Genomic DNA, 18,219 nt, shown 5'->3' with positions numbered 1-18,219 from the left:
GCCGCCTCCTCAGCCCGCGAGGCCGGTCTTGAGGCCCGCGCCGCACAGGGGTACGACGACGCTCCGGTCCGTCCAGCCGCCGACCGCGGCCCAGCAGGCGACGCCCGTCGTCTCCACGTAGAACCCGCGCGCCGCCAGATCGAGCTGCGCGGCGCGGATCTGGTCCTCGGTCACCGTGAGGAAGGTGCCGCCCGACTCCCGGACCGCGGCCAGGATGGCGCGGGCGCGCGGCGGGCGCGGGATGGCGATGCCCTCGGCGAGGGTGGCGGCGGCGGGGCCGGCCGGGCCGTCGGGCAACAGGTCTTCGGGCAGCGGGTTTTCGGGCAGCAGGTCTTCGGCGCCCGCGCGGAAGGCGGCGGCCAGCGGCGAGACGGCCTCGGCCTGCACGGCGATCAGCTCCGGGCGCCGGTCGATCAGCCCCCGGGCGTGCAGCTCGGCGGTGGCCAGGGCCGCGCCGAGGAGCAGAGTGCCGTTGCCGACCGGTACGGCGATGGCGTCCGGAAGGCGGCCGCCGAGGTCCTCCCACAGCTCGTACACGTACGTCTTCGTCCCGTGCAGGAAGTACGGGTTGAAGACATGCGAGGCGTAGAACGTGCCGGGGACGTCGGCGGCGGCGCGGGCGGCGGCCGCGGTGGCCTCGCGGTCGCCGGGGACGATCTCCAGGTGTGCGCCGTGTGCCCGGATCTGCTCGGTCTTCTTCGGGGACGTGCCCTCGGGGACGTACACCGTGCAGGGGAGCGAGGCACGGGCGCAGTACGCGGCGACGGCCGTGCCCGCGTTGCCGCTGCTGTCCGCGACGACGCGCTCGGGCGACAGCCGACGGGCCAGCTCGGCGAGCATCACCGCGCCGCGGTCCTTGAAGGAGAGCGTCGGCATCAGGAAGTCGAGTTTGGCCGAGACCGTGCCGGTGACCGGGACGAGCGGGGTGCGGCCCTCGCCGAGCGTGGTCGTGGGCGAGGAGAGCGGCAGCACCTCTTCGTAACGCCACAGTGAATTGACGCGCCCGGTCAGGGAGTTGAGCGAGAGTGCGCCGGCGGCCCCGAATTCGAGGTCCCAGGGGCCCCGGCAGACCGGGCAGCACCAGGTGAGAGCGGTGGTGTCGGCACGGGTGCCGTCCTGCGGGCAGATGTATGCGGGCATGCCCGTCAGCATGTCAGGCGCGTGGCAGACCCATGGCGAAGGTATTGCAGAGCCCATCGGACCCTTGTGCGATTCCCATGTATCGGTCAATCTTTCGCTGTCGACAGGGAGCGGGTGGTGCGGAACTCGCGGCAGTTGTTTGTCATGCCCATGCTATTCCGCTTTTGTCCGTTCCGTCTCTGCTCCGTGTGCAACCCCCCACCAGTGCACCGCAATCGAGGAGGACCCCCCACATGTCAGTGATGCGTCGCACCCCCCACACGCGTCGAAGACTGGCCGCGGCGAGTGTCATAGCCGGTGCCGCCCTCGCGCTCTCCACCGCGGCGGTGTTCCCCGCCGCCGCGTCCGGAACCGCGCCGGAAGGCCGGATCGAGAACGCGGGCGCCCCGGGCACCATCGGCGGCAGCTACATCGTCGCGCTGAACGACTCGGCGGCCGAGGCCGGCTCCGCGCAGGGCAAGGCGCTCGCCAAGGAGTACGGCGCCAAGATCAAGAAGACCTACCGCGCCGCCCTCAACGGCTACTCGGTCGAGCTCTCCGCCGCGCAGGCCAAGAAGTTCGCCGCGGACCCCGCCGTCAAGTCCGTCGTACAGAACCGGACCTTCAGGGTCACCGGCGCCCAGCCCTCGCCGCCCTCCTGGGGACTCGACCGGATCGACCAGAAGTCCCTTCCGCTGGACCAGAGTTACACCTACCCCGACAACGGGGGCGAGGGTGTGACCGCGTACATCATCGACACCGGTGTGCGGATCACCCACACCGACTTCGGCGGCCGGGCCTCCTACGGCTACGACGCCATCGACAACGACAACACCGCGGACGACGGCTACGGCCACGGCACGCACGTGGCGGGCACCGTCGCCGGTTCGGCGTACGGCGTCGCCAAGAAGGCGAAGATCGTCGCCGTCCGGGTCCTCGACGACAGCGGCTCCGGCACGACCGAGCAGGTCGTCGCGGGCATCGACTGGGTGACGGCGAACGCCGTCAAGCCCGCGGTGGCCAACATGAGCCTGGGCGGCGGGGCGGACTCGGTGCTCGACGCCGCCGTACGCAAGTCCATCGCGTCCGGCATCACCTACGCCGTCGCCGCGGGCAACGAGTCCACCGACGCCTCCACGAAGTCCCCGGCGCGGGTCACCGAGGCCATCACGGTCGGCTCCACCACCAACACCGACGCCCGCTCCAGCTTCTCCAACTACGGCAGCGTGCTGGACATCTTCGGCCCCGGCTCGTCGATCACCTCGGCGTGGAACACCGGCGACAGCGCCACCAACACCATCTCCGGTACGTCGATGGCGACCCCGCACGTCGCGGGTGCCGCGGCCCTCTATCTGGCCGGGCACCCGAGCGACAGCCCGGCACAGGTCTCGGCCGGACTGGTCGCCGCGGCCAGCACCGGTGTGGTGACCAGCCCGGGCACGGGCTCGCCGAACCGTCTGCTGAACGTCGGCACCGGCACCACCACGCCGCCGGGCAAGAAGTTCGAGAGCACGACGAGCTACACCATCGCCGACAACGCCACCGTCGAGTCGCCGATCACCGTCAGCGGGGTCACCGGCAACGCGCCGGCCACGCTGAGTGTGCCCGTCGACATCACGCACACCTACATCGGTGACCTGAAGATCGACCTGGTCGCGCCCGACGGTTCGGTCTACAGCCTGAAGGCAACCGGGAGCGGCGGCAGCACCGACAACGTGAACACCACCTACACCGTGAACGCCTCGTCGGAGGTGGCCAACGGCACGTGGAAGCTGCGGGTCGCGGACAACGCGGCGGCGGACACCGGGAAGATCAACTCCTGGGGTCTGCAGTTCTGACCGCCTGACGGCCCGACCGGCTGACGGCCCGACCGGCTGAGGGTCCGATCGAGCTGAGGGTCCGACCGATCGGCGGTCCGACGGACCGGTAGTCCGACGGGCCGGCAGTCCGACGGGCCGGCAGTCCGACGGGCCGGCAGTCCGACGGGCCGGCGGGAACCGTGCGTCCCTGACGCGGTGAGCAATTGACGCGCCGAACAAGTGGGGCGGCTGCTTCGGCGGCCGTCCCACTCCCGTGTTCTCGTGCGAGCTCCTTCGCGTGCGGGTTCATGCAGGAAGCGACGGACGCGGTTGCGGTGAACCGGACGGGGGGAGGAGGCGTGAGAAGAGCTGAGAACCCTCTGGTGGCCGATGGCCGGATATGCGTAAGGGCAGGGCGAATCATCACTTCGAGTGAATCCTTGGCCTGTGCTTGCGGTTCACAACCGACGGTTGTCAGGCTGTTGCAGACTGTCAACCTGTTGGGAGTGGCCTGTGACTTTCGGTGAGCAGCCCGCGTATTTGCGCGTTGCAAGCGATCTGCGAGAGAAGATCGTCAACGGTTCGCTGCCGCCGCATACGCGCCTGCCTTCGCAGGCCCGTATCCGCGAGGAGTACGGAGTCTCGGACACCGTCGCGCTGGAGGCGCGAAAGGTGTTGATGGCCGAGGGTCTGGTGGAGGGGCGTTCCGGTTCCGGCACCTATGTGCGCGAGCGCCCGGTCCCGCGGCGGATCGCCCGCTCCGGATACCGGTCCGCGGCCGGCGCCAGTCCGTTCCGCCAGGAGCAGACGGCGGAGGGGGTGCACGGGACGTGGGAGTCCCGCAGCGAACAGGAGGGGGCGAGCGTCGAGATCGCCGAGCGCCTGGGTGTCGAGCCGGGTGACCGGGTGATGCGGACGAGGTACACCTTCCGCGAGGCCGGGGAGCCGATGATGCTCTCCACCTCCTGGGAGCCGCTCGCCGTGACGGGGCGTACGCCGGTGATGCTGCCGGAGGAGGGCCCGTTGGGTGGCTGCGGGGTGGTCGAGCGGATGGCCGCGATCGATGTCGTCGTGGACAACGTGGCCGAACAGGTCGGCGCGCGTCCGGGGCTGGCGGAGGAGCTCCTGGCGCTCGGCGGCGTGCCGGGGCATGTGGTGATGGTGATCGAGCGGACGTACTACGCGTCGGGCCGCCCGGTCGAGACGGCGGACGTGGTGGTGCCCGCCGATCGCTACCGGGTCGCCTACCACCTTCCGGTCAGGTGAGCGGTGCGCGACGGGCGGCGCCCGGCGCGGTCCATCGGGTCGGTGTCGGGTCGGGGTCGGGTCGAACCGGGGCGGTGCCGGGTCGGTGCCCGGCCGGAATCTCCTGACCGAGGAGTGATCGCCGGTCCCTTTTGATTGTCATGTCCTGATCCTGCTTCCCGGTCCGTGTCCGTGCGTCGGGAGGTGGAGGCGAAGCCCGGCCGGTGCACCGGCCGGGCTTCCGGCGTTCGGGGCGGCCGGCGCTCAGGGGGGGGCGATACCCGGGGTGGCCGACGGGCGCCATGGCACAGAGGGGGCGCATCCGGCCGGGTGCGCCCCCTCTTGTCGGCCGGACCCGTATCTCTTTGTGTAATTACGTATCCGTTGAGTAAAGGTCAGGCGTACGCTCGGGCATATGCGTACTGCGGTTTCCTGGGGATCTTTACTGACGTGCACGCCGTTCGAGGGAGGGGCGCAATGCTCGGGAGGGACACGATGAGCGACAGCGGTGCCGTGCTCTCGTGGCAGGTGATAAGGCAGGACGACAACGGCAATCGCTATCGCGTCGGCAGGTATGCCACGCAGGGCGAGGCCCAGAAGATCGCCGACAAGCTCGATGAGCACGGCCACAAGCAGCTCTACTGGGTGGAGCGCGTCGGGCAGAGCGCCCGGCCTTAGCGCGAGCGCGAGGAGTGCGGCGGGGCGGTGATCGCGCTCCGGCGCGTGCCCGTGCCCGAGTTCGCCGCCCGCGCTCGCCGACCGCTTGTCCGCCCGCCCGCCCGCGCCCGTCGCCCGCGCCGACCGCTCGTCGTACGTCCGCGCCGACCGCCCGGCTAGGGTCGGTCCGACCGGGTTGCGTATGAACGAAGGCGGAGTGATGTCGGTCCTGATCGACACGGTGGCATGGGTGCGGGTGGAGAACGGCAGGATTCTCTGCGCGCGACCGAGGGGGAAGGACGTCTTCTACATCCCCGGTGGCAAGCGGGAGGGCCGGGAGACCGACCTGCAGACCCTGCTGCGCGAGGTCGAGGAGGAGCTGGCCGTGGCCATCCTCCCCGCGACGGTGTCCCACATGGGTACGTACGAGGCGCAGGCGCACGGCCATCCGGACGGCGTGGTCGTGCGCATGAGCTGTTACGCCGGCGAGTACCGGGGAACGCTGACCGTCAGCAGCGAGATCGAGGAGATGGCGTGGTTCTCCTACGCCGACCGACCGCTCGTCCCGCCGGTCGACCAACTGCTCTTCGACGACCTCAAGTCCTCGGGCGCGCTGGCCTGAGCCGCCCCGCCCCGCCTGCCCGCCTGCCCGCCTGCCCTGCCCGCCCCGCACCGGCGGCCCGAACGGGGCGGAAGCCGCGCGGGAGTTGGCCCGTACGCGGGGGCCCCGGGGGGTGGTCGACCGGGGCAGGCGCCAAGGCGGCAGCGCGTGACCGCCGCCTCGTGCGCCCCTTCCACCCGGGCACATCTGTTCGTGTGCGCGGCCATACACCCGTACGCCCCACGTGTCGATCCCGGCGATAGTTCAACCCAAATATCGGGTATGTGCTGAATAGCCCTTGTAAACAGGGCGTTCCCCGCTGCTGGTCTTGGGAAGTGATCGGCGTGATCGACAGTGAAGGCGACTGCGCCGAGTGGACCTTTCCGGCTGAGCCGGGCGCCGTGCGATCCGCGCGGCATGCGGTCCATGGGGCGTTGAGCGCCTGGGGGCTCGACGCCGCGGTCGGGGATGTGACAGTTCTGCTGGTCAGTGAGCTGGTCACCAACTCGATGCGCTATACATCGGGGCCCATCGGCGTGCGCCTGGTACGCCCTCATCTCAACGGTGACGCCCCCTCCGCCCATCCCGGACTGCTCGTGGAAGTCTCCGATCCGCTTCCGGATCCGCCCACCGAACGTATGGCGGGACCGGAGGACGAAGGGGGCAGAGGGCTGCAACTGGTGGCGTGTTCCGCCCGCCGCTGGGGGACCCGGCGCGGAAAGACCGGCAAGACCGTGTGGTTCGAGCTGGCCCTGCCTGGTTAGGAGTGGGGTGGGACGGACAGCGATCACCGGGGTCGGCCAGAAGCTGGCTGAAAGGGACTGAGACCGTGCTGTGATCGTGAACGCCGTGTCGGTTGGGGCCGGAGTGCTGAATACTGCGGGCATGACCGGTCCGGTGTGTGAGCTGGAGGGGACGGTCGCGTGAGCGAAATACCTGGGACAGCGGGCGACATCGTGTGGCAGAGCAGCCCGCCTGGCTCGATCTACGACTACATCAGGGTCGCCTCCTTCTCGATCGGCCCCGATGGCCTGATCGAGCAGTGGAGCCGCCGGGCCGCCGGCCTCTTCGGCATTGCCGCGGACAAAGCGGTGGGCATGGACCCGGTCGAGGCATTCATGCCCGCCGAACTGCGCACGGACGGCCGCCGCACGGTCGGCGAGATCCTCGACGGCCGGGAGTGGACGGGCCTCGTCCCCTTCCGGATACCCGGCGAGGAGGCAGTGCAGGGGCTTGCCGAGATCTATGTGATGCCGAGCGAGACGGCCGGCGGGGAACGGGCCGCGCTCTGCATCGTCGTGGACGTCCGGGCGCTGCGCCACATCGAGACGGACCTTGCCGCGTCACAGGCAATATTCGGCCAATCTCCCTTCGGCTTCGTGCTGTTCGGTACCGACCTCGCGGTGATCCGCGCCAACCAGCGCTTCGCCACCGTCTTCGGCGGCCGGGCCGAGGACCATCGCGGCCGCACCGTCGATGACTATCTCTCCGGCCCCGAGGCCGACCGGCTCACCGCCACCATCGAACGCGTACTGGCGACCGGAACGTCCGTCACCGATCTCCGGCTCGTCGGCACCGCGCCAGGCGAACCCGGCAGCCGCCACTGGTCCATGAACCTCTACCGCGTGCACAGCGGATCCGGCCGCCCCATCGGCGTCGCCGGACTGGCCACCGATGTCACCCGCAGGCACATCGCCGCCCGCGAGGCCGCCAGCGCCCGCCGCAACCTCGCGCTGCTCAACGAGGCCGGCGCCCGGATCGGCAACTCCCTGGACCTGGAGACCACCGCCCGCGAACTCCTCGACGTCGCCGTGCCCGGCTTCTGCGACCTCGCCTCCGTCGACCTCTACCAGGGTCTGCTCACCGGCGACGACGCGCCGCCCGGCAGCTGGGACTCGCTCCGTCAGGTATCCGTCGGCGGCTCCGCCGAACTGCGCCGCGTCGCCCTGGCCAGCGCGGTGGCGGACGTCCTGCCCGACACCGCCGCGGAGACCGGTTCGCCCGAGCTCGGCTCCGTACACCGCTTCTCGTTCAACTCGCCGTGCGCCGTCGCGCTGCGCACCGGCCACGTCGAGGACGTGCCCGGCGACGACCGGGGCTTCGTACAGTCCACCCTCGCCGTGCCGATGGTCGCCCACGACACGGTGGTCGGTCTCGTGCAGTTCTCCCGCACCAAGGGCAGCGAACCCTTCGGCGAGCGGGACCGGGCCCTGGCCACCGAACTCGCCGCCCGCGCCGCGGTCTGCATCGACAACGCCCGCCTCTACCGGCGCGAGCACGAACGCGCGCTGATCCTCCAGCGCAGCCTGCTGCCGCCCGGCGACCCGGTGGCCGCCGGCCTCGACATCGCCTGCCGCTACCTGCCCGGCAACACGGCCACCGAGGTGGGCGGCGACTGGTTCGACGTGATCGAACTCCCCGGCCACCGCACCGCCCTCGTCGTCGGCGACGTCATGGGCCGCGGACTGCGGGCCGCCGTCGCCATGGGCGAACTGCGCACCGCCGTACGGACCCTGGCCCTGCTGGACCTGGAACCCGCCGAGGTGCTCTCCGCGCTCGACGAGGTCGCCCGCGGACTCGGCACCCCCGGCGGCTCCAACGCCTCCGGCGGCGGCGCCCAGTGGCCCTCGCGGGCCGCCCACAAGTCCCGGGAGGCGGACCTCTCCGAGGTCTACCTGGCGACCTGCGTGTACGCGGTCTACGACCCGGTCACCCGGCGTTGCACCTTCGCCAACGCGGGCCACCTCCCGCCCGCCGTCGTCGAACCGGGCGAGGCCGCCCTGCTGCTCGACGTGCCGCCCGGAATGCCGCTCGGTGTCGGCGGCGAACCCTTCGAGGAGGTCGAGGTCGAGCTGAAGGAGGGCTCCCTGCTCGCCCTCTACACGGACGGGCTCGTCGAGTCGCGCGACCACCCGCTCGACGAAGGGCTCCAAGCCCTGCGCGCCGCGCTCGTCGAACCGGAACGGCCCATCGAGGACGTCTGCGACCACGTACTGACCACCCTCGACACCGGACACGGCGAGGACGACATCGCCCTGCTGGTGGCCCGTATCCAGGGGCTGCCGGCCGACGCGGTCGGCGACTGGCGGCTGCCCCGCGAACCCCGCTCCGTGGGCCGCGCCCGCGAGCTGGCCCGCGGGCGGCTGCTCGCCTGGGGCCTGGACGATCTGGTGGACACCACCGAGCTGCTGGTCAGCGAGCTGGTCACCAACGCCCTGCGGTACGGGGAGGGCGAGATCCGGCTCAGACTGCTGCGCGACCGCACCCTCGTCTGCGAGGTGTGGGACGCCGGGCTCGTCCAGCCCCGGCGACGGCGGGCCCGCGACACCGACGAGGGCGGGCGCGGGCTCCAGCTGGTCGGGCTGCTGAGCGTGGCCTGGGGATCGAGGCGGACCCCGCGCGGCAAGACCGTCTGGTTCGAACTGGCCCTTCCCGACGGCGAGCCGGCCGCCGAACTCTCGGTCGACCAGCTGCTGAGCATGTACTGAGCCGGCCCGGGCCGGACGAAAGGCGCCGGAGCCTGTCCGACCCTGATCCGCCGGACCGGCTCAGGCCGCCTTCAGCGCTGCCAGCCGGGCCTCGACCTCGGCGCTGTCGCCCAGGCTGTCCAGCTGCTCGAACTGGGCGTCCAGGGACGACGCGGCCAGCTCCTGCTTGCCCAGCGCCTTCGCCTCCTCGCGCCGCACCTTGTCCTCGAACCGGCTGAGCTCACTGGTCGGGTCCAGCACATCGATGCTCTTGACGGAGTCCATCATCCGGTTCTGCGCCTCGGCGGACTTGGCGCGGGCCACCAGTTCGTCCCGCTTGGCCTTCAGCTCCGACAGCTTGGTCTTCATCTGGTCCAGGCCCGACTTCAGCCGGTCCACCACCTCGGTCTGCGAGGCGATGGCCGGCTCCGCCGTTCCCGCCTCCTTCTCCGAACGCAGCTGACGGCCGAGCGCCACCTTGGCCAGGTTGTCGAACTTGTCCGCCTCCGCCGCCGACCCGGCCGCCCGCAGCTCGTCGGCCTTCCGGCTCGCGGCGAGCGCCTTGCCGCCCCACTCCTTCGCCGCGTCCACGTCCTCCCGGTGGTCCTGCTCCATCAGCCGCAGATTGCCGATGGTCGTGGCGACCGCCTGCTCGGCCTCCGAGATGTTGGCCGTGTACTCGCGGATCAGCTGGTCCAGCATCTTCTGCGGATCCTCGGCCTGATCGAGCAGCGCGTTGATGTTGGCCTTCGCCAACTGGGTGACGCGGCCGAGAATGGTCTGCTTGGTCATGGACCTCTCCTTGTGCGAGTGCGGTTCTCCGGGTGAATCCCTGTTGATGAAGTCGCGGATCGATGAAGTTGTGGATGCGGCTGTGACTGACGCCTCGCGCCGCCCCCGCGGTGGCTCAGAACCGGCCGCCGCCCCCGCGCCGGCCACGGGTGCCCCCGCCGCCGAAGCTGCCCGGTCCGGCGGCCCCGCCGTGCCCCCCGCCACCGAACCCTCCGCCGTACACGCCGCCACCCCGGGTCCCCCCGCCGCCCAGCAGGCCGCCGAGGATGATGCCGCCGAGCACCGCGCCGCCGACCCCGCCGCCCGTGCCCCGCGCACCGACCGGACCGTTCCGGTTCCCGTACGAGCGCACGTCCTGTTCGGCCAGGCTCCGGGCCTGACCCGCCAGCGAATCCGCCTGCCGCGCCTCGGCCAGCGCCCCCTGCGGATCCTTCGACCCGGCCAGCTCACGGGACCGGTCCAGCCGCCGCTGGGCCTCCGCCAGCCGGGTCCGGGCCTGGCTGCCCACCGCCCCCCGGTTCGTGGTGATGAAGTCGGCCGCTGCGGCGATCGCCGAACGCGCGGTGAGCACCGCGCCGTCCAGGAGGGAGAGGGCCCGCCGGTCGCCCTGTTCCCGTTCGCGGACACCGGCCAGGGCCGCGTCGAGCGCCGCGTCCGCCTCCTCCACCCTGCGCAGCGCGTCGATCGGGTCGTACGGACCGGCCGACATCCGGGCCCGCACATCGCCGAGCACCGATTTCGCACGGGCGATCCGGCCCTGAAGGTCCGCGGTCGGCCCACCGTCCCCGGTGCCCTCCAGCAGCCCGCCCGCGTCGGCCAGATCGGTCTCCGTCTCGGTGAGGGCGGCGGGCAGCCGCCCCGCCGCCTCCGAGAGCTCCCGGCTGCGCCGCTCCACCGCGTCCACCAGGGTGGTCGCCTGGTCGACGGCGCCCTCGGTGGCCCGGATGTACACCGCCGCCGCCGAGTTGCTGGCGCTGTCCACCGACTGCCAGCCCCGGTTGAGGCTCGACGTGGCGAAGACCAGCCGGTCCTTGGCCTGCTCGATGTCGCCGGCGACCGCCGCGAAGGCCGACTCCGCGTACTCCTCACGCATCGTCGCCAGGGTGGCCTCGGCCGCGGCGACCCGTCCGGCGAGAGCCCGGAACGCGGCCTCCGCCGTGGCCAGGGCCTGCGGAGCGTCGGCCTCCAGGGCACGCAGCCGGTCGAAGTCCTCGGACACGGCGTCCAGCCGGCCGCCCGCGTCCGCGCAGCGGCTGATGATCTCGTCCAGCATCCGGCGCCGGGTCGGCTCGTCCTCGGGGAAGGCGTCGTCCAGCTGCTGCCGCAGCCGGAACGCCGCCGTCAGCTCACCCTTCGCGAAGCCGACGGCCTCGGTGAACGGGACCGCGGCCTCCTCGCCGAACTGGGCGGTGGCGAAACCCAGTTCCTCCTCGCTGGTGCGCACCGCGTCGTCGGTGTCCACCAGCGCCTCCTTCGCACGGGCGTCGAGCTCCGGCAGCGGCACCGGCTCGGGCGCCCCGTCCGGTGAGGCCGGGCCCCAGCCCTTCGCGCCGGGCGTGGTGCGGGTCGTGGCGCGCCGCCTGCGCCGGGTGTACGCGTAGCCGGCCGCCGCGGCGGCACCGCCGACGACGACCAGTGGAAGGATCAGGTCCCCGGTGCTGGTCCCGCCGGAGCCGCTGCCGGGGTCGGCGGCACCGGGCGTGACGGCCGGGGTGGGCACGGGTTTGCCCGCCAGTACGGCGGAATACCCGTCCGCCGCGCCGATCGCCGCGCCGGCCCAGTCGTGCTCCCTGAGCGCCGGCTCGATCGCGGTGCCCGCCACGTCCTGGAGCTGGGAGTCGGTGAGGCGGGAGCCCTGCTCGACGGTGTACGCGTACTGCCGGTCGTGGGTGGCGACCGCGAGCAGGACGTCGTCGCGGCCGAGGCCGTTGCGGTCGGCCGTCGTATCGGCCCAGCTCTGCGCGGACCGGCCGGAGAAGTCCCGTACGTACACGACGAAGAGCTGTACGCGGCGGTCCGCGTACAGCCGGTCGAGTGCCCTGCGCACATGGTCCCTGCGGTCCCCGAGCGCCCCCACCTTGTCGGTGATCTGACCGTCCCGGGACAGCGTGACGGGATCGTCGGCGCGGGCGGTCGGCGCTGCGAGGAGGGCCAGCCAGCACACCGCCGTCAGCACGGTGAGCAGGGCCCGGCCCGGTATGGATATCCGGGTACGGCTCACGGGTGGCGTCACATTTGTGAGGCTATGTCCACCCTCCGTCACCCGCGACCGGGCGACCGGGCCCGCAGGCGGCACCCGGGCGGTGCGCCATGATGCCCCTGGTACGGCGACAGCACAGCGCAACACAGGGGGAGACGGACGTGCTCACGGGGATCAGACGCGGGGCCGGGCGGATACGCGAACGGGGGGCCCGGTTCAGGTGGACCTGGCCCAGAAGGATCGCCCTGGTGGCGGTTCTGGTGATCGTGGTGCCGGTCCTCACCGCGGGCGTCGCCCTGCGGCTCAACTACTCCGGCGACCCGGGCGACAACACCCGCGCCCGTGGCCGCGATGCCATCTGGCTCGGCCACGCCTGGGTCGACGGGCGCAAGAAGGACGCCGACCTCGCCGCTTTCGCCGCCCGGATCGAGGGGACCGGGATCAAGGACCTGTACGTCCACGCCGGGCCGCTGGAGCACGACGGCACCCTGCCGGCCGACCGCTACCCCGGGGCCCGGTGGCTGATCGACGCCGTGCACCGCACCCTGCCCGGCATCCGGGTCCAGGCCTGGCTCGGCGATGTGCTCGCCACCGAGGGGCCCGACGGGCTGCGCCTGGAGCGGGCCGGATCGCGTACCGCCGTGGTCGCCTCGGCCCGGCAGATCCTGGACGCCGGATTCGACGGCGTCCACTTCGACCTGGAGCCACTGCACTCCGGCGACGAGAACTACCTCTCGCTCCTGGGCGACCTGCGCGCGCTCACCGGGGCACGCCGGGCACAGCTGTCCGTCGCCGCCCACCAGATCGACCCGCTGCCCGCGGCGCACCGGGTGCTCGGCGTGGTCAGCGGCGGCAGCCAGAAGTGGTGGTCGCAGGAGTTCTTCGGCCAGGTCGCGCGCCGGGTCGACCAGATCGCCGTCATGTCGTACGACACCTGGATGCCGCTGGAGGGCCTGTTCGGCGGCTATGTCGCCCAGCAGACGGCGCTCGCCCTCGAAGTGACGCCGCGCGACACCGATCTGCTGATGGGGGTGCCGTTCTTCCACGAGAACGACCTCGGACACCACGAGTCGGCCGAGACGGTCGCGGCCGCCGTCCGGGGGATTCGACTGGGGCTGGGGCGCACCGACCGCGACCGCCAACGGTTCGGGGTCGCGCTCTACGTCGACTTCGCCGCGCGGGAGGGCGACTGGACGGCGTACCGCCGGGGCTGGAACTGAGCAGTGGCGTACCGGGCCGGGGCCGGGCCCCGAGCGCTCCGCCCCGGACCGGTACGCCACCACGTTTCTGGGCGGTTCGGACCGCCTCGATTGCCGGTCGGTCTCAGATGGAGAACCGCTCCTTGGCGAGCAACGGCCGCACCTTCGACCGGAACCCGCCGGTCCGGAACGGCCGTTGCAGCAGGCCGGGGCGGATCGCCTGGGCCAGTGCCGCGGCGATCATGCCCTGGTCCAGCGCGAGCAGGTAGTCGCTGACCCGCCCGGTGCCGACGTTGACGGAGTCCCGGAAGCCGTACCCCGCGTGGTAGGCGCCGAAGTCGCGGTCGAGCGCGCGCAGGTTGGCGATCGCCTCGGCCGGCGCGTACGGCAGGGCGAGGAAGGAGGCGTGCGGGGTGACCACACCGTTGGTGAACGCCGAGGCGGGCGGCAGCGGCTCGCCGTCCTTGGTGTACGTACGGTCGGTGTTGGAGGCGTAGCCGTCGACCTGCATGCCGATCGCGTCGACGCCGTACTCCTGGTAGCCGCCCTCGGGGATGTTCGAGGGGGAGAAGCCCCAGTACCCGTACCCCGCCTCTTCCGTGCCGTGCTCGATCTGGCTGCGGACGTACCGGTGGTGGGTGAGACCCCACGACCCCGGCGACCACTCCGCCTCCGGCACGAACAAGGGCACCATCAGGGCCTCGAACATCGACCCGCCCCAGCTGGGCACGATCTTCCGGCCGCGATGGGTGTAGTGCCCCTGCCAGACGCGTACGCCGTCCATGGCGACGTAACTGCCCTGCGGGTGCTGCTCCTGCTCGTGCTCCGGCAGCATCGTGCGCAGCAGGTGCCAGTAGTGGCCGGCGGGCAGCGAGCCGTCCGCGATCCCCAGGTAACTGGCCATCCGCGGCTCGGTGTTGAGCGCGCCGTAGTGGTGGCCCGTCGGCTCCTCGGTGTCGGGCCAGAACCCGCCGCGCAGCTGGCCGGGGCCGGCGACCGGGTCGGCCGGGTCGTACGGCGTGTAGTAGTACGACCAGTCGGCGGTCGCCAGGACGCGGGCGATGCGGGGGCGCAGCGCGGGCGAGGCGTCCGCGGCGATGCGCAGGCCGGTGATCAGCCAGGCGTTGTCGACGGAGGAGAGGAACGGGCGGACCGGGTCGCCGGTGCCGGGCCACTGGGTGAGGACCGAACCGTCGTGCGCGTCGTACCAGTTGAGCCAGAAGCCGTGGTGCCGCTCCAGCTTCTCCACGGCCCGCACGGTGCGTTCCAGCCGCCGGTGCATGGTGTCGTCGTCGATCACCCCGAGCCCCGCGGCGGCCACGGTCGACCAGAGGCCGCACCCGATGTTGGTGGGGGAGGTCTGACGCGACTGGACGGGGGCGCCGGGCCCGCTGACGTCGATCTTGTCGACGGCGAGACCGAAGTCGGTCGTCATGGCCTCGATCGAGCGGTACGTGTCGCGGAACCAGCGCAGCAGCAGCGGTGCGTGCGAGCCGCGCACCGGCTGGGCGGCGCCCGCCGGGGAGGCGGCCACGGTGCCGAGCGACAGGGCGGCGGCCCCTGTGCCCGCGGCGGTGAGAAACGTACGACGGTCCATCAGAACCCCTCGAAGAGAAGAGCCACCGACTGTGGGCGGTGGGCGGATTTCGTTCGTCGGTCGTGATTGCGGGCGCGGGGCGCCGTGCCTCGTACGGCATCCGCGTGCGCCGCCGCTCGTGAGCAGGGCAGAACACGAGCGGCGCCGTACGCGGGCACAGGGCCCGGAAGGCCCTGCTGTACGGGGACCGGCGTCCGTCAGGTGTCGCCGGTTCCCGTACGGGCGGGAGCTGTCAGGTAGCTCCCGGTCGGGGGAGCCGACATCGGTCGGCTCGGGGGCCGAGGCCGGTCGGCTCAGGGGGAGCCGAGGCCGGTCGGCTCGGAGGGGCCGGGGTCAGTCGGCGATGCGCGGCAGGGTGCGGGTGCGGCCCATCTCGCCCAGCCAGACGGCGGACGGCTTGGGCAGCCGCTCGAAGGTCTCCGGGTCCCAGCCGATCAGGCCGAAGGTGGGCTTGTAGGAGCCCCACTCGTAGTTGTCGAGCGCGCTCCAGGCCAGGTAGCCCTGGATGTTCAGGCCGTCCTGGATCCCGGACGCGACCTCGTTGAGGGCGCCGGTGTAGTAGTCGACGCGGCGGGTGTCGTCGTCGGTGGCGATGCCGTTCTCGGTGACGATCAGCGGGATGTTGTTGCCGAGGACCTCGGCGGTGTGGCGCAGCGCGTAGCCGACCGCGCTGGGGTAGTACTCCCACTGCGTGAGGGTGCGCTCGACGCCCTCGGCGGTGGGTATCGGGCCGTCGGTGCCGATCCTGGTCCGGGTGTAGGACTGCACACCGATCCAGTCGTCGCCGCGGGCGGCCTCGATGAAGACGTCCTCGCGGGGGTGACGGTAGGCCGCGGTGACCTCCTCCGCGCCGGGCAGGGCCTGGTAGACCTGGTTGGCGATGGTCCAGCCGACCTGGATGCCGGGGTTGATCGCCCGGACCTCCTTGACGGCCGCGTGGTGCGCGGCGATGACGGCGTCGGTGGTCTCGTCGTCGGGGGTCGGCAGACCGGCCGGCGGGAAGCTGTTGTCGCCCCGCTTGGCCTGGCCGGCCATCACGGCGATCATGTTCGGCTCGTTGATGGTGCAGATGTACTCGACGCCCTCGGCGATCACCGGCGCGCAGGCCGCGACGTAACGCGCGAAGAGCTCGGTCGCACCCTCGGCGGTCCAGCCGCCGCGCGCCTCGAACCACTGCGGCACGGTGAAGTGGTGCAGGGTGATCATGGGGCGCAGGCCGCGCTCGATGGCGCCCTCGACCATGCGGCGGTAGTGGGCGAGCTCGGCGCGGGAGAAACGGCCCTCGGCCGGCTCGATGCGCGCCCACTCGATGGAGAACCGGTAGTCGGTGAAGCCCAGACCGGCCAGCGTGTCCATGTCTTCGTTCCAGCGGTGGTAGCTGTCGCAGGCGTCCAGGCTGGGCTCCTGGATGTGGGTGCCCGCGGCGTGCTCCTTGACCCACCAGTCGCTGTTGGTGTTGTTGCCCTCGATCTGGTGGGCGGCCGTGGAGGCGCCCCACAGGAAGCCTTCGGGGAACGGGACCTGGGTGTGCGTCATCGCAAAATGTCTCTCTGGTGATGAAGGGGTGTGGCCGACGGAGTGTGGGGCCGTGGCCTCGTACGTTTCGGTGGGGCTGCCGGGCGGGCTACTTCATGCCCGCCGTGGCGATGCCCTGGGTGAAGTGCCGCTGGAGCGCGATGAACAGGATCACCACGGGCAGGACGACCAGCAGGGAGCCGGCCATCAGCATGCCGTTGGATCCGCCCGCCTTGTTGGGGTCGGTGGCGAAGGTGGCCAGGGCGACCGGCAGGGTGTACTTGTCGGGGTCGTTGGTCGCGATGAGCGGCCAGACGAAGTTGTTCCAGGAGCCCAGGAACGTGAAGATCGAGAGCGTCGCCAGGGCGGGCTTCACCAGCGGCATCACGATCCGCCAGAAGATGTACCACTCACCGGCGCCGTCCATCCGGGCCGCTTCCAGCAGCTCGTCCGGGATCGACTGCATGAACTGCCGCATCAGGAAGACCCCGAAGGCTCCGGCGGCGAACGGCAGCACCAGACCGGCGTACGAGTCGATCAGCTGCAACTTGCTCATCAGCACGAACAGCGGCAGCAGCATCAGGTTGCCGGGCACCATCAGGGCGCCGAGAACCAGGCCGAAGATCTTGTTGCGGCCGGCGAAGTTCAGCTTGGCCAGGGCGTACCCGAGCATCGAGCAGAACACCAGGTTCGAGACGGTGACCAGCACCGCCACGATCACCGAGTTCATGAAGTACAGCGGCAGATCGAGCTTGTCGAGCAGCTCCCGGAAGTTGTCCAGGGTCCACTCGGTCGGGATCCACACCGGCGGGCTGGCCGTTAGTTCCTGCTGTGTCTTGAAGGCCGAGAGGGCCATCCACAGGAACGGCGCCGACATGATCAGCAGGCCGGCCGACAGCAGGACGTAGACGAGTACGCGCTTCGGGTTGCGGGCCTTCTTCGGCGCGGACGGAGGCGTGTTGCCGGGCTGCTTCGACGGCGCCGTCGACACGGCGCCCGGTGCACTGGTGGCGCTCATTTCGTGTTGTCCTTCAGCAGTCGGAGCTGGAGCACCGTGATGCCCATGATCACTACGAAGAGGACATACGCCATGGCGCTCGCATAGCCCATGTGGAAGAAGTTGAAGCCCTCGCGGTACATGTTCAGCGAGACGGTGAGGGTGGAGTCCGAGGGACCGCCCTGGGTCATCACGAACGGCTCCTCGAAGACGTTGAGGTAACCGATGGTCGTGATCACCGTGGCGTAGAGCAGCGTGGGCCGCAGCAGCGGCACGGTGATGCCCTTGAACTCCTGCCAGACACCGGCGCCGTCCAGCTTTGCGGCCTCCCGGACCTCGGTGGGGATGGCCTGCAGACCGGCGATGAAGAGCACCATGACCGTGCCGAGGTTGCGCCAGACCGCCATCGCGATCATCGAGGGCATGGCGAGCGTCTCGGAGCCCAGGAAGTCGGGCGAGGTGAGGCCCACTTCGGAGAAGAGCCCCGCGACGAGCCCGTCGCTCGGGTCGAGCACGAACCGCCAGACCACGGCGACCGCGACGATGGTGGTGACCACCGGCGCGTAGAAGCCGACGCGGAAGAAGGTCCGCGCCCGGTCGATGCCGTTGTTCAGCAGTACGGCGACGACCAGCCCGAGGCCGATTGTCAGCGGGACGCCGACCACCACGAAGTACGCCGTGTTGAACAGCGACTTGAGGAACTTCTCGTCGCTGAACAGCTTGACGTAGTTCTCGAAGCCGATGAAGTTCGCGTCCAGCGGGTGCGTGACGTTGCGCAGCCCGAAGTCGGTGAAGCTCATCACCAGCGTGGCGATGATCGGGAACGCCATGAAGACGAGGAAGAGGACGAGGAAGGGGGTGGAGAACAGCCAGCCGGCCACGTTCTGCACGCCCATCGAGGCCTTCTTGCCGCGCCGGCGACCCGCGGGCCCGGTGGCCGGGGACCCGGAGGCCCCCGGCCCGGCCTGCGCCTTGGCCGACTCCGCGGCCTTTGCGGTCATGGTGCGCATGACTCCTACTTCGTCCGGCCT

At 71.2% G+C, this 18,219-nt stretch carries 14 protein-coding genes; 7 read left to right on the top strand and 7 right to left on the bottom strand.

Features of this window, described 5'->3' with window-relative positions:
• Window positions 1–9 precede the first annotated feature (9 nt).
• Complete coding sequence (locus ABZ622_RS09755) at window positions 10–1,140, bottom strand: threonine synthase (RefSeq protein ID WP_360541826.1); 1,131 nt, start codon at window positions 1,138–1,140, stop codon at window positions 10–12.
• 233 nt (window positions 1,141–1,373) lie between these two features.
• On the opposite strand from ABZ622_RS09755, the gene ABZ622_RS09750 reads away from it, so the two are divergent.
• The 6 genes from ABZ622_RS09750 (at window position 1,374) to ABZ622_RS09725 (ending at window position 8,909) form a co-directional block, all read left to right on the top strand.
• Window positions 1,374–2,957 carry a S8 family peptidase gene (locus ABZ622_RS09750; protein ID WP_360541825.1) on the top strand — a complete coding sequence of 528 codons (1,584 nt, stop codon included), beginning with the start codon at window positions 1,374–1,376 and terminating at the stop codon, window positions 2,955–2,957.
• Window positions 2,958–3,431: 474 nt separating this feature from the next.
• Window positions 3,432–4,184, top strand: a complete 753-nt coding sequence (locus ABZ622_RS09745) for a GntR family transcriptional regulator (protein WP_360541824.1) — start codon at window positions 3,432–3,434, stop codon at window positions 4,182–4,184.
• Window positions 4,185–4,640: 456 nt separating this feature from the next.
• Complete coding sequence (locus ABZ622_RS09740; protein WP_360541823.1) at window positions 4,641–4,841, top strand: SPOR domain-containing protein; 201 nt, start codon at window positions 4,641–4,643, stop codon at window positions 4,839–4,841.
• 199 nt (window positions 4,842–5,040) lie between these two features.
• Window positions 5,041–5,442, top strand: coding sequence for an NUDIX domain-containing protein (locus tag ABZ622_RS09735; protein ID WP_360541822.1), 402 nt, complete (start codon window positions 5,041–5,043; stop codon window positions 5,440–5,442).
• Window positions 5,443–5,756: 314 nt separating this feature from the next.
• Window positions 5,757–6,185 (top strand): ATP-binding protein, encoded by a 429-nt coding sequence (locus ABZ622_RS09730; protein WP_266912640.1) that lies wholly within the window; start codon window positions 5,757–5,759, stop codon window positions 6,183–6,185.
• Window positions 6,186–6,377: 192 nt separating this feature from the next.
• Window positions 6,378–8,909, top strand: coding sequence for a SpoIIE family protein phosphatase (locus ABZ622_RS09725; protein ID WP_360541920.1), 2,532 nt, complete (start codon window positions 6,378–6,380; stop codon window positions 8,907–8,909).
• 60 nt (window positions 8,910–8,969) lie between these two features.
• Here the strand turns inward: ABZ622_RS09725 and ABZ622_RS09720 are convergent, their stop codons facing one another.
• Both ABZ622_RS09720 and ABZ622_RS09715 read right to left on the bottom strand, forming a co-directional pair.
• Window positions 8,970–9,680 carry a PspA/IM30 family protein gene (locus ABZ622_RS09720; protein WP_360541821.1) on the bottom strand — a complete coding sequence of 237 codons (711 nt, stop codon included), beginning with the start codon at window positions 9,678–9,680 and terminating at the stop codon, window positions 8,970–8,972.
• Between the two features lie 115 nt (window positions 9,681–9,795).
• Window positions 9,796–11,901 carry a TPM domain-containing protein gene (locus ABZ622_RS09715; protein WP_360541919.1) on the bottom strand — a complete coding sequence of 702 codons (2,106 nt, stop codon included), beginning with the start codon at window positions 11,899–11,901 and terminating at the stop codon, window positions 9,796–9,798.
• Between the two features lie 218 nt (window positions 11,902–12,119).
• On the opposite strand from ABZ622_RS09715, the gene ABZ622_RS09710 reads away from it, so the two are divergent.
• A complete protein-coding gene (locus ABZ622_RS09710) occupies window positions 12,120–13,100 on the top strand; it encodes a hypothetical protein (protein ID WP_360541918.1) in 981 nt (326 codons plus the stop codon).
• A gap of 103 nt (window positions 13,101–13,203) precedes the next feature.
• Here ABZ622_RS09710 and ABZ622_RS09705 read toward each other — a convergent pair whose 3' ends face one another.
• From ABZ622_RS09705 to ABZ622_RS09690, 4 genes are all read right to left on the bottom strand, one after another.
• The gene (locus tag ABZ622_RS09705) at window positions 13,204–14,676 is read right to left on the bottom strand and encodes a glucoamylase family protein (protein ID WP_360541820.1); all 1,473 of its coding nucleotides are present in this window, start codon (window positions 14,674–14,676) and stop codon (window positions 13,204–13,206) included.
• A 333-nt stretch (window positions 14,677–15,009) separates the two neighbouring features.
• A complete protein-coding gene (locus tag ABZ622_RS09700; protein ID WP_360541819.1) occupies window positions 15,010–16,212 on the bottom strand; it encodes a family 1 glycosylhydrolase in 1,203 nt (400 codons plus the stop codon).
• An 88-nt stretch (window positions 16,213–16,300) separates the two neighbouring features.
• Window positions 16,301–17,209, bottom strand: a complete 909-nt coding sequence (locus ABZ622_RS09695; protein ID WP_360541818.1) for a carbohydrate ABC transporter permease — start codon at window positions 17,207–17,209, stop codon at window positions 16,301–16,303.
• The gene (locus ABZ622_RS09690) at window positions 17,206–18,198 is read right to left on the bottom strand and encodes a sugar ABC transporter permease (protein ID WP_360541817.1); all 993 of its coding nucleotides are present in this window, start codon (window positions 18,196–18,198) and stop codon (window positions 17,206–17,208) included. The genes ABZ622_RS09695 and ABZ622_RS09690 overlap by 4 nt, the downstream gene beginning before the upstream one ends.
• Between the last annotated feature and the right edge of the window lie 21 nt (window positions 18,199–18,219).

The sequence above is a fragment of the Streptomyces sp. NPDC007164 genome (genome assembly GCF_040634135.1).
Lineage (GTDB): Bacteria > Actinomycetota > Actinomycetes > Streptomycetales > Streptomycetaceae > Streptomyces > Streptomyces sanglieri.
This window is presented reverse-complemented; position numbering and strand designations above follow the sequence as displayed.

Coding starts and splice junctions, on each gene's coding strand:
- ABZ622_RS09740 (WP_360541823.1), top strand. CDS start 4,641: ATGCTCGGGAGGGACACGATGAGCGACAGCGGTGCCGTGCTCTCGTGG.
- ABZ622_RS09720 (WP_360541821.1), bottom strand. CDS start 9,680: ATGACCAAGCAGACCATTCTCGGCCGCGTCACCCAGTTGGCGAAGGCC.
- ABZ622_RS09690 (WP_360541817.1), bottom strand. CDS start 18,198: ATGCGCACCATGACCGCAAAGGCCGCGGAGTCGGCCAAGGCGCAGGCC.
- ABZ622_RS09755 (WP_360541826.1), bottom strand. CDS start 1,140: ATGCCCGCATACATCTGCCCGCAGGACGGCACCCGTGCCGACACCACC.
- ABZ622_RS09735 (WP_360541822.1), top strand. CDS start 5,041: ATGTCGGTCCTGATCGACACGGTGGCATGGGTGCGGGTGGAGAACGGC.
- ABZ622_RS09750 (WP_360541825.1), top strand. CDS start 1,374: ATGTCAGTGATGCGTCGCACCCCCCACACGCGTCGAAGACTGGCCGCG.
- ABZ622_RS09700 (WP_360541819.1), bottom strand. CDS start 16,212: ATGACGCACACCCAGGTCCCGTTCCCCGAAGGCTTCCTGTGGGGCGCC.
- ABZ622_RS09695 (WP_360541818.1), bottom strand. CDS start 17,209: ATGAGCGCCACCAGTGCACCGGGCGCCGTGTCGACGGCGCCGTCGAAG.
- ABZ622_RS09705 (WP_360541820.1), bottom strand. CDS start 14,676: ATGGACCGTCGTACGTTTCTCACCGCCGCGGGCACAGGGGCCGCCGCC.